Genomic DNA, 11194 nt, shown 5'->3' on the forward strand with positions numbered 1-11194 from the left:
CTACGCCTCCTCCAGACACGCCGCGAGGGTCACCACGACGGCCGCGCTGCCGGACCAGAACGAGCCGTCGCTCAGCTCGCAGATGGCAACCACGGTCTGCGTGTCGGCGAGCCGGATGCGTGTCGCCACGCTCGCCCGCCCGGCGCGCGGCCCGAGGCGGAAGCTCACGACGTCGGGCTGCGGGTTCTTTTCCGTGAAGACGTGAATGGCCCTGACGTGGTCGGCCTGGGTCATCGGGTTCTCGACGCTGACGGCGAGCGGCACGGCATTGCCGTTCTCGACCAGCGGCGGCAGGTCGAGCTTCACCTTGCCCGTGTTGACGCGAGCCGGGCCCACGACCTTGCGGATGGCTTCCTGCATTGCCGCAGGCGTCGCGCGCGCGGGCTTGACCTGGAGCATCGACGCCAGGCCGATCCCGGCCGCGGCGCCGCTGGCGGACAGCAGGAATTGGCGGCGCGAGGTGCGCGGTTTCATTCAGTCACGCAGCGTCGTCAAGAAGGCCACCACGTCCTCGATCTGCTCCGCGCTCAAGACGGGCTTGCCGCGGTAGGCCGGCGCGACCCGCACCAGTCCCTCGGTCCGATGATAGGCCGGCATGATCGTCGCCGGGTTGACCCGGCCCGGATCGGCGATTTTGAGCCGCAGTTGGCCCTCCGAGAATCGGCTCCCAGCTCCCTTGAGATCGGGCGCGAGATTGCCCTGGAACCGCTCCTCCGGGAACGGGCCGTTGTGACAGAGCAGGCACAGGCCGACCTGGCGGTTGGCGACGATCGCGCGGCCGCGCGCAGGATCGCCCTTGGCGCCGGTGAGCGAATCCGGCATCGCATCGTCTGCGCGTGCAGAGCCCACCAGGCAGCAGACGGCGACTATCGCCGCCGGCAGCCTCATCCGAACGTCTCGGCGGTGATGGTGCGGAACCAGCTCTCGCCGAGCACCGCCTCGAGCGCGCGCGTCTCGCGCGGCGCGTCCGCCGGGCTGACGCCGACGGAGCCGGGAACTTCGGCCAGCAGCCCGCCCGAAGGCTGGTAGACGCCGGCAATCGATATTCCATAGTCGGGCGCGACCAGGCTGTAGCACGTGTTGATCAGCTTGGGTACGGATGGCGCGCCGCCCGTGACGAGCCGCGCGACGGCCTCGGCGCACGTCTTGGCCTGGGAATTCGCCGCAAAGGCCGATTTCGGCATCGCGCCGGCGATCGCGGCGTCGCCGATGACGTGAATGCGCGGCTGCAACTTCGACTCGAACGTCACCGGATCGATCGGGCACCAGCCGGTGCGGTCGGCGACGCCCGCAGCGTCCGCGATGCGGCCGGCCTTCTGCGGCGGGATGACGTTGGCCACCGTCGCCTTGTGCCGGCCGAAATCGGTCACCAGCGTGCGAGTCGCGGCGTCCACCGAGGTGACGTTGCCGCCCTTGGACAGCGGCACCCACTCGAGCAAGCCGGGGTACAGCTCGTTCCAGGCGCTCTGAAACAGGCGCTGCTTGGAAAACGCGTCCTTGGCGTCGAGGATGATCAGCTTGGATTTTGGCTTCTTGGTCTTGAGATAGTGCGCGATCAGGCTGGCGCGCTCGTAGGGCCCGGGCGGGCAGCGGAACGGATTCGCGGGCGCCGAGATCACGACGAGCCCGCCGTCGGCCATGGCTTCGAGCTGACGGCGCAGCAAGAGGGTCTGCTCGCCCGCTCGCCAGGCATGCGGCATCTGCGCGGCCGCCGCCTCGTCGTAGCCCGGCAGCGCGCCCCAGCGGATATCAATGCCGGGCGCCAGCACCAGCCGGTCGTACGGCAGGCGTGTGCCGTCCGCGAGCGTGACCGACCGGGCCTCCGCATCGACCGCAGTCGCGGTCGTACGGGCGACGGCGATGCCGTCGGCGGTGATGCGCTGGTACGTGAACTGTTGGGCGCTCAGCTCCCGCAGGCCGGCGATGACGGCATTGCTGAATGGGCAGGCGGTGAACGTCGCGTTCGGCTCGACCAGCGTCACGGCGATGGACGAGTCGGCCTTTCGGAGGGCGCGGGCGCAGCTCGCGCCGGCGAAGCCGCCGCCAACCACCACGACGCGAGGGGCGGCTCCTCGTGCGACGGCTGGAACGGAGAAGAGCGCGGCCGAGGCAGTGACCGCGGCAGCAAACTTGAGGAACTCGCGGCGGCCCGCCTTCACCGCTGCGAGGCGTACCAGGCGGCGATGGCCTGGATTTCGTCGTCGGTGAACCCTTTGGAGATCCGGTCCATGACGGTGGCGGGCCGCTTCCCAGAGCGGAAGTCTTCCATCGCCCTGACGATCCGGGTCTGATCGAGCCCGGCGAGGCGGAGCACGGGCGACGTCACGCGTGCCGAGGCCGGATGACAGCCCGAGCACGCCGCCGCGCCGGCCGGCGGCTCGGCCGACACCACGGCTGCCGCTGCGATCGAGGCACATCCGATCGCAGCGGCCAGGATCCTGCGCATCGCCTACACCATCTGGATGCCGTGGTTCTTCAGCGGGAACGTGCGGATGCGGCGGCCGGTCGCGGCAAAGAACGCGTTCAGGACCGCCGGTGCCGCCACGCAGATCGTCGGCTCGCCAACCCCGCCCCAGAACCCGCCGGAGGGCATGATGATCGACTCGACCTTCGGCATTTGTGCGATCCGCATCGAGTCGTAGGAGCTGAAGTTCGTCTGCTCGATGCGGCCGGCCTTGACCGTGCATTCCTCCATGAACAACGCGGACAATCCGTAGACGAATGACCCGGAGATCTGGCGCTCGATCTGTGCGGGGTTGACGGCGTACCCGGGATCGGTCGCGCAGATGATGCGCTGTACCTTCACCCGGTTGCCGCCGGTGACGGAGATTTCAGCGCACGCCGCCACGTAGCTGCCGAACGCCATCATCTGGGCCAGCCCGCGATACACGCCCTTCGGCGCCGGCTTGCCCCATCCCGCCCGCCCAGCCACCGCGTTCAGCACGGCGAGGTGCTTCGGATGCTTCGCCATCAGCTTGCGCCGGAACTCGAGCGGGTCCCGGCCGGCGGCCTGGGCGAGCTCGTCCATGAAGCATTCCATGAAGATGGCGTTCTGGTTGATGTTCACGCCGCGCCAGAACCCCGGCGGGACGTGCGTGTTGCGCATCGCATGGTCGATCAGGAGATTCGGGACGGTGTACCCGAACGCGAAGTCCCCGCTCGGGTCGAGCCCCTGGAATGCCAGATTGTCTCTGCCCTCCTGCAGGTTCTGTGGGAACACGGCCGCGATGATCGACTGTCCCGACAAGCGGCAGTGCAGTCCGGTCAGGTTGCCGGCCGCATCCAGCCCGCCGGTCAGCTTCGCCTGCATGACCGGGTGATACTTGCCGTGCGTCATGTCTTCCTCGCGCGACCACAGAAGCTTCACCGGCGTCCCCGGGATCTGCTTGGCGATCAGCACGGCCTGGGTGACGTAGTCGTGGAAGGCCCCGCGCCGTCCGAACCCACCGCCGAGATTGATCTTGTAGACCTCGCACTTGTCGGCCGGAAGGCCGGACGCCGCCAGCGTCGCCGCGAAAGCGGCCTCGCCATTCTGCGTCGGCACCCAGACCTCGCAGCGGTCCGGCGTGTACTTCGCCGTCGCGTTCATCGGTTCCATCGTCGCGTGGTTCTGGAACGGATAGGCGTAGACCGCCTCGACCTTCTTCGCCGCGCCGGTGATGGCGGCCTTCACGTCGCCGTTCTGGTTGCGCACGAAGGCCTGATCCGCATCGAGGCCGGCCTTCAGCATGTCGGCGATCGTGGCGCTCGAGACCTGGGCGTTCGGGCCCTCGTCCCAGACGATGGGCAGCGCGTCGAGCGCGGTCTTGGCGCGCCACCACGTATCGGCCACGACGGCGACGCCGGAATCGCCGACCCGCACCACGTGCCGGACGCCCGGCATGCCCGTCACCCTGGCGGCCTCGAAGCTCTTCACCTTGCCGCCGAAGACCGGACAGTCCTTGATCGCGGCGTTCAGCATCCCGGGCAATTTCAGGTCGAAGCCATAGACCTGCGAACCGTCTACCTTCCCCATCGTGTCCAGGCGCTTGACCGACTTGCCGATGAGCTTCCAGTCCTTCGGGTCCTTCAGCGCCACCTCCGCTGGCGGGGTCAGCTTCGCGGCGGCTTCCGCGACCTTGCCGTACGTGGTCGTGCGGCCGGTGGGCTTGTGGGTGATCACGCTATTCGCGGCGCTGCACTCGGCAGCGGGAACGCCCCAGCCGTTGGCTGCGGCCTGGATCAGCATCATGCGCGCCGCCGCGCCGCCCTTGCGGACGTATTCCTGCGAAGTGCGGATGCCGCGGCTGCCGCCCGTGGAGAAATCGCCCCAGACGCGCTTGCGTGCGACGCTCTGACCCGGGGTCGGGTACTCGGTCGTCACCTTCGACCAGTCGCACTCGAGCTCCTCGCACACCATCTGGGCGAGGCCGGTGATCGTGCCCTGCCCCATCTCGGACCGCGCGACCCGGATCACGACCGTGTCGTCCGGGCGGATGACCACCCAGGCGTTGATCTCGGGCGAGCCGTCCTGGGCGCGGACGACGCTGGCGCTGAAGGGGATCTTGAGACCGAGGGCGAGGCCGGCGCCGACAGCGCCTGTGCCGATGACGAAGGAGCGGCGATCGATCTTCGGAGTCTTGGTGATCATGGCCTCTCCCCCTATGCCTTCGCCGCGGCGTGGATGGCCTGGCGCACTTCCTGGAACGTGCCGCAACGACAGATGTTCGTGATCCCCGAGTCGATGTCGGCGTCGGTCGGCTTCGGCGTCGCCTCCAGGAGCGCGGCCACCGCCATGATCATGCCCGACTGGCAGTAGCCGCACTGCGGCACCTCGAAGTCGACCCAGGCCTTCTGCACCTTGTGCAGGGTGGCACCCGCAGCGAGGCCTTCGATGGTCGTGATCTGCGTGCCCACGGCCCCGGCGACGGGCACGACGCACGAGCGGACGGCCTTGCCGTCGATGTGCACCGTGCATGCGCCGCACTGCGCTATGCCGCAGCCGTACTTGGTGCCGGTGAGGCCGACCTGCTCCCGGATGGCCCAGAGGAGCGGGGTGTTGGGGTCGACATCGACCTCTACGCTTTTGCCGTTGATCGTCAGGCGTTCCATGGCGTGGCCTCCCAAAGTTACGGGGTCTCTCTGCTCCGGTGCTTCTAGGTACAACGGGGCCAATCAGCCGTCAAGTGGGTAGTTCGGTCGCTCCCTCAAGTCAGGACGGCGATCTTCTTTCGCTCGATGAGGCCGAAATCGATGGCGGCGCCGAGCCCCGGGCCATCGAAGGCGTGGACGAGCCCCCGCTTGTCGACCTCGATGTCCTGGGCCAAGCCGTACTTCTGGGCTCCGGCCGGCAGCAGCACCTCGAAGAACTCGCAGTTCCGGATGGCCATCATCACGTGGAGGTTCGCCACGTTGTTGAGGGAATTGCCGCCGTGGTGGATCTCGAAGTTCATGTGGAAGGCCTCGGCGAGATGCGCCGCCTTGACGAGGGCGGTGATGCCGCCCTTCACGGCGACATCTCCTCGGAGAAAATCGGTGGCTTGATGGACGAGCCACGGCGCGTAGGCGGTGAGGCCGCCCGGCGCGTACTCGGTGGCCAGGATCGGGATCGCCAGGTGCTGCTTGAGCTTCACGTAGCTCAGGAGGTCGTCATCCGCGAGCGGGTCCTCGTACCAGTAGAAGCCCAGCTCCTCGATGACCTTTCCGACGCGGAGCGCCTCGGGATACTGGTAGGCCCAGGTCGAGTCGAGCATCACGGTAAAGCCGTCGCCGACGGCGCGCCGGACGGCGCGGCAGACCTCCGCGTCGACGACGGGATCAGTAGGTGGGTGGATCTTGTAGGCCGACCAGCCCTCGCTCTTGAAGCGCGTCGCTTCCTCCGCGTAGGCCTCCTTGGTCGGCAGGACGGCGGAGCTGGCGTAGGCCGGGGCGCTGTTCCGGTACGAGCCGATCAGCCGATGGATCGGCAGGCCCGTCACCTTTCCCGCGATGTCCCAGAGGGCCACGTCCATCGCGCCAATCGCGCGAAGCGTCGTCTGGCGGTTCTTCTGCCACATCGCCTGGTAGAGGCGCTCGCGGGCGAGCGGGTCCTGGCCGAGCACGACCGGCTTCAGGTACTGGATGAGCGACTGCCCGTCCAGGTGCCCGCCGCGCATGGCCGAGCCAAGGAAGGCGTGACCCTTGACGCCGTCGTCGGTCTCGATCGTCACGAGGCCGAGCTGGCTCGCGCCGCTGAACGTCCCCGTATGAATGCCGTACCGCGTGGCCGGGATGTCGTCCCAGCCGAAGAGCGTCAGGTGGACGTCGGTGACCTTCATCGAAGGCCGAGACTAGCACACTCGAGAGCCGAAGAAATTGCCCCTGCCGCGCGTCAACGACACGCCCTTGCCGCAATTGTCCCATCCGACTATGCTGGCGGTCGCCATGCTCGTGCGCCTAGGGTTGATCGCCATCCTGTTTCTGGCCGCGGTGCTCCGGCTGTGGCGCCTGGACCAGAACGGCTTCGGCAACGAGTACTACACCGCCGGCGTCAGGAGCATGAGCGCCAGCTGGCACAACTTCCTGTACCACGCGTTTGACCCTGCCGGATTCGTCTCCGTGGACAAGCCTCCGGTCGCGATGTGGATCCAGGTCGCCGCCGTGAAGCTCTTTGGATTCCACGGGCTTTCCGTCCTCGTGCCCCAGGTCCTGGAAGGCTTGGCCGCGGTCTGGCTCGTCTACCACCTGGTCCAGCGCCGGTTCGGCCCGCCGGCCGGGCTGCTGGCGGCTCTCTTCCTCGCGGTGACGCCTGTGAGCGTCGCGGTCGACCGCTCGAGTAACACCGAGAGCTGCCTCCTGCTGTTTCTCCTCCTCGCAGCGTGGGCGCTAACAAGAGCGGCTGAAGCCGGCAGCCGGCGATTTCTGCTGCTCGCCATGGCCCTCATCGGCGTGGCGTTCAACGTGAAGATGCTCGCAGCCTTCGTGGTGCTGCCGACATTCGCGCTCGTGTACCTCCTGGGCGCCCCCGTGGGACTGCGCCGCCGGCTCGTCGACCTGACGCTGGGCGGCCTCATCCTGACGCTGGTGTCGCTGTCCTGGGTGGCCGTCTACGACCTTACTCCGGCGGACAAGCGGCCGTACGCTGGTACGACCGACAGCAACTCGGTGCTGGAGCTGACGGTCGGTCCCTACGGCATCGGCCGATTCGTCCGTCAGACGCGCCCGTCCGCCACGGTAGCGAGCGAATCACGAGTCGGACAGGCCGAGGCCACGGGATCGGCAGTCGATGCCGGACGGGGGGTTGAGCCCAGGCTACGAACCGCGTGGTCGCGACTCTTCGTCCGGGCCCCGGTCGGGCCGCTTCGCCTCTCCGACGGTCAACTGGCGGGTCAGGTGGGGTGGTTGTTCCCGTTGGCGCTTGCAGGGCTGGCGTTCGGCGCGGTCCGCGAGCCGTTGCGCAGGCCGCTCGCCCCGGCGCACCTCGCGCTGGTGCTCTGGGCCGGCTGGGCCCTTACGTATGCCGTGGTCTACAGTGCGGCCGGCGGTTTTTTTCACTTCTACTACCTGGTGACCATGGCGCCGCCGTTGGCTGCGCTCGCGGGCATTGGCGCGGTGAGCTTGCGGCGTTGGTCGGTCGACGGGGGCTGGCGCGCAGGCCCTGTTCTGGTCACGCTGGTGCTGAACGCCGCGTGGCAGCTCTACATCGATGCGCGTGCGCTCGATGGGTATGACGGCTGGCAGAGCTGGCTTCACCGCGCGCTGATCGGCGGAACGCTGGCGGCTGTCATCGTGCTGGCTGGCTGCTCGCTTCGGCGGGCCCGAAGCCGGGCTGTCCGCCGGCTGACCGCCGGCGCGCTCGGCGTCGGCGTGGCCGCGCTGCTGATCCTTCCCCTCGCGTGGGCGTTGAGCAGTGTCCTGGTGACCGGCATCAGCGTCCTTCCCTCGGCCGATCTCGCCCGACTGCTCGCCGCCGACGGCGGTCCCGGCTCACGCCTCCAGCTCCGGACTGAAGCTTCAGCGAACGTCTCGCGGCTGATCTCCTTCTTGACGTCCAACCGCCAGGGCGAGCGCTATCTGCTGGCGACCTCGACCACCATGCTCGCTGCGCCGATCATCATCCAGACCGGACAGTCCGTGATGGCGCGGGGCGGATTTCACGGGTTGGATCCCATTCTGACGCCGGAGAAGTTGGCCGGAATGGCGGCGGCGAGGCAGGTCCGCTTCGTGATGCTCGGCGACCTCTCGGTGGTCAGCCGAAGGCTGGGCGCCGAGGTTGCCCAGGAGCCCATTGCCCAGTGGGTCCGCTCGAACGGCAGGCTCGTGGACGCCGCGCTGTGGCGGCCGCCCGGCAGTCGCCGCACCGCTATGCGGCTCTACGACCTCAGACCCGACGCCGCGCTCGTTACGGCGCCCTCCGAGGGATAGTGAGCGTTACCTGCGGCGGCCACTCCGTCGCTTGCGCGGCTTGCGGGGCGGTGCGGAGTCTGCCACGGCGATGGCCGAGATCTCGACCTTGCAGTTCGGATGCGTGGCCAAGCGCGAGACCTCGACGGTGGTCGTCGTCGGCAGGTGGCCGCCGAGGTACTCGGCCCAGACGCGGTTGAGGTCGTCCTGCTCGGCGACATCGGTCAGGTAGCGCGTGGCCGAGACGACGTCCTTCATGGCGCAGCCGGCGGCCTCGAGCGTCTTCTTCAAGTTCTCCATGGCGAGCACGGCCTGCTCGCGCATGGTCCGCGGCAGGTCGAACTCCTCCTCGCGGTGCGGGTGGCTGTGGTAGACGGGCGCCGCGGTCACGCCCGAGAGGAAGAGAAGCGAGCCGCGGCGAACGAGGAGGGCCGGCGCGTAGGGCATCATCACGTCGCGGCGGCGGTCGGCGTGGTGGACGGGGCGGACGTCTTTGGCCATGATCCCGTCAGGCCCCGAGCTCGCGGCGGACCAGTTGCGCGCCTTCGACGAGGGCCCGAAGCTTCGCCCGAGCCACGGGCCTCGTGCGCGGGACCAGGCCGCAGTCCGTGCAGGGAAAGAGGCGCCCGGGATCCACGTACGGGAGCGCCTTCCTGATCCGCTCGGCGACGAGCGCTGGCGACTCGATCTCCTCGGTCCCCACGTCGATGACTCCCAGCAGCACGTCCTTTCCGCCTGCCTCCGCCAGGACTGCCATGTCGACTCCGGAGGCCGCGCACTCCAGCGAGATCTGATCGATCCGCGTCTTGCTCAGGAGCGGAAGAGTCACCGCGTACTGGCCCCATTCCGTGTTTTGCCGCTTCCAGGCCAGGACGCGAGGGATTCCATAGCTGTAACAGATGTGGATGGCCGTCGTGCAGGTCACGCCGGCGATGGCGGTCTCGAGCGCGCGGATCCCCCACGCTTTCACCTTGTCGAGGTAGATATTGAAGCAGGGCTCGTCGAACTGGATCACGTCGGCCCCCGCCGCCGCCAGATCGCGCGCCTCCGCGTTCAGAAGCGCGGCGAAGCGCATCGCGAGGCCCTCCTCGTCGCCGCGGTAGTGCTCGTCCAGCGTGCTGTCCACGATGGTCATGGGACCGGGCAGGGTGACCTTCAGCGCGCGGCGAGTGTGGCGTTTCGCGAATGCCAGCGCGGGACCCATGACGGGCCCTCTGCGCGTGACCTCGCCGACGATCCGCGCCACGTCCTGCTCGGCGACGTACTTGCCCCCACGGGTCCGCTTCCTCCCGAGCTGTTCCGTGTCAACGCCGGTCAAGCCATCGAGGAAGCCCCAGATGTAGTGCCGGCGCCGCTGCTCGCCATCGGAGACGATATCCACGCCGGCATCTTCCTGGTCGAATATCGCCAGGCGGACGGCGTCGTCCTGGGCCTCGCCGAGCCGATCGGCTGGCGGCAGCCACGGGGCGAAGAGCTGATGGCCCGGATCCGCAAGCCAGGCGGGCTTGGGGAGGCTTCCCGCGAGCGTCGTCTTGAGCATGGCCCGGACACAATAGCACGCGCTATAATCCCGCTGCTCACGCGCGGCAGCGGCGAGCGAAGGAGAGCCACCCAAGACCAGAGGAGGCACAAGAAGATGAGACGAGCGCTGGCCGTGCTGATGATTGCTGGGTTTCTCGGCGCGGCCGGGCCGGCCGCCGCGCAGGGCCCCGTCGTGGCCCAGTTCTGGTATTCCTTCGGGGGCACGAACCGCGAGGTCACCGAGGCCCACATCAAGCGGTTCAACGAGTCGCAGTCCAAGTACAAGATCGAGGGGACCTTCCAGGGCGACTACTTCGAGGCCCTGGCCAAGATCCGCGCTGCGGCGGCGACCAAGACCGCGCCCGCCGTGTTCCACGTGATCGGCGAGGCCATCCCGCAACTCGCCGCCTCCGGGCTCTTCGAGAACCTCGAGCCCTACGCCAGGGGCCCGAACGGCGCCAACCTCGAGGACTACCTGCCCGGGCAGACCCAGCACACCTACTTCGACTACCTGGGCAAGCCCGCTGCGCCGCTGATGGCGCTACCCTTCTTCCGCTCGACGCCCATCCTCTACTACAACGCCGACATGCTCGCAGCCAAGGGCGTGAAGGTGCCGGCCACGTGGGACGAGCTGCGGGATGCGGCGGCCAAGCTCACGGTGCGCGAGGGCAGCGAGACCAAGACGTACGGCTTCGAGGTGCCCGTGGACTGGTGGTTCTGGTACGCGCTGCTCCACGAGGCGGGCGGCTCGCTGGTGACGCCCGACGGCAAGAAGGCCGCCTTCCGCGACAAGGGGACGGAAGCTCTGCAGTTCTGGGTGGACCTCGTCAACAAGGACAAGACGATGAAACGCCCGCCGGGCAAGGACTACAACGCCTGGACCGTCACGAACACCGATTTCATCAACGGCCATGCGGCGATGATCTTCACCTCAACGGCCTTCCTCAACTACATGACGGAGAACGCCAAGTTCAAGCTCGGCACCGCCTTCCTGCCCGGGAAGGTCAAGCAGGCGGTGCCCACGGGCGGGACCTTCTTCGTCATCGCCCGAGACGCGCCCGCGGCCCAGAAGGAAGCCGGCTGGGCCTTCGTCAAGTGGATGACCGAGCCCGCGCAGACCATCTCGCTGTCGAAGGCCACGGGCTACATGCCCATCCGCACCTCGGCCGTCAACTCGCCCGAGATGCAGGCCTTCTACAAGCAGAACCCGAACTACAAGACCGCCATCGACCAGCTCCGGACGGCGCAGCGCTTCCCGTACACGCCCGCGCTGATCGAGATCCAGCGGGAAGTGATCCAGCCGAACCTCGAG

General features: G+C 68.2%; 11 protein-coding genes. 2 read left to right on the top strand and 9 right to left on the bottom strand.

Features of this window, described 5'->3' with window-relative positions; translation table 11 throughout:
• The 7 genes from VGV06_14570 to VGV06_14600 form a co-directional block, all read right to left on the bottom strand.
• Entirely contained in the window at positions 1–474 is a 474-nt protein-coding gene (locus tag VGV06_14570; GenBank protein ID HEV2056370.1) for a SoxY-related AACIE arm protein, read from the bottom strand.
• On the bottom strand, positions 475–822 hold the full coding sequence (gene soxX, locus VGV06_14575; GenBank protein ID HEV2056371.1) for a sulfur oxidation c-type cytochrome SoxX: 348 nt from the start codon (positions 820–822) through the stop codon (positions 475–477).
• Between the two features lie 62 nt (positions 823–884).
• Complete coding sequence (locus tag VGV06_14580; GenBank protein ID HEV2056372.1) at positions 885–2159, bottom strand: NAD(P)/FAD-dependent oxidoreductase; 1275 nt, start codon at positions 2157–2159, stop codon at positions 885–887.
• Positions 2156–2446, bottom strand: a complete 291-nt coding sequence (locus tag VGV06_14585) for a cytochrome C (protein HEV2056373.1) — start codon at positions 2444–2446, stop codon at positions 2156–2158. Before VGV06_14585 ends, VGV06_14580 begins: the two co-directional genes overlap by 4 nt.
• Before the next feature lie 3 nt (positions 2447–2449).
• The gene (locus tag VGV06_14590; GenBank protein HEV2056374.1) at positions 2450–4630 is read right to left on the bottom strand and encodes a molybdopterin cofactor-binding domain-containing protein; all 2181 of its coding nucleotides are present in this window, start codon (positions 4628–4630) and stop codon (positions 2450–2452) included.
• 11 nt (positions 4631–4641) lie between these two features.
• The gene (locus VGV06_14595) at positions 4642–5091 is read right to left on the bottom strand and encodes a (2Fe-2S)-binding protein (GenBank protein HEV2056375.1); all 450 of its coding nucleotides are present in this window, start codon (positions 5089–5091) and stop codon (positions 4642–4644) included.
• 95 nt (positions 5092–5186) lie between these two features.
• Positions 5187–6296: an enolase C-terminal domain-like protein gene (locus VGV06_14600; GenBank protein HEV2056376.1), complete on the bottom strand. Its 1110-nt coding sequence runs from the start codon at positions 6294–6296 to the stop codon at positions 5187–5189.
• A gap of 106 nt (positions 6297–6402) precedes the next feature.
• Here VGV06_14600 and VGV06_14605 point away from each other — a divergent pair, with 106 nt between their 5' ends.
• Positions 6403–8382, top strand: a complete 1980-nt coding sequence (locus VGV06_14605) for a glycosyltransferase family 39 protein (protein ID HEV2056377.1) — start codon at positions 6403–6405, stop codon at positions 8380–8382.
• 6 nt (positions 8383–8388) lie between these two features.
• Here VGV06_14605 and VGV06_14610 read toward each other — a convergent pair whose 3' ends face one another.
• Both VGV06_14610 and VGV06_14615 read right to left on the bottom strand, forming a co-directional pair.
• The gene (locus VGV06_14610; GenBank protein HEV2056378.1) at positions 8389–8862 is read right to left on the bottom strand and encodes a RidA family protein; all 474 of its coding nucleotides are present in this window, start codon (positions 8860–8862) and stop codon (positions 8389–8391) included.
• A gap of 7 nt (positions 8863–8869) precedes the next feature.
• Positions 8870–9901 (bottom strand): methionine synthase, encoded by a 1032-nt coding sequence (locus VGV06_14615; GenBank protein HEV2056379.1) that lies wholly within the window; start codon positions 9899–9901, stop codon positions 8870–8872.
• 96 nt (positions 9902–9997) lie between these two features.
• On the opposite strand from VGV06_14615, the gene VGV06_14620 reads away from it, so the two are divergent.
• Positions 9998–11194: ABC transporter substrate-binding protein (locus VGV06_14620; GenBank protein ID HEV2056380.1), on the top strand; the 1197-nt coding region annotated here is incomplete at its 3' end.

This window comes from Candidatus Methylomirabilota bacterium (genome assembly GCA_035936835.1).
Taxonomy (GTDB): Bacteria; Methylomirabilota; Methylomirabilia; order Rokubacteriales; family CSP1-6; genus AR37.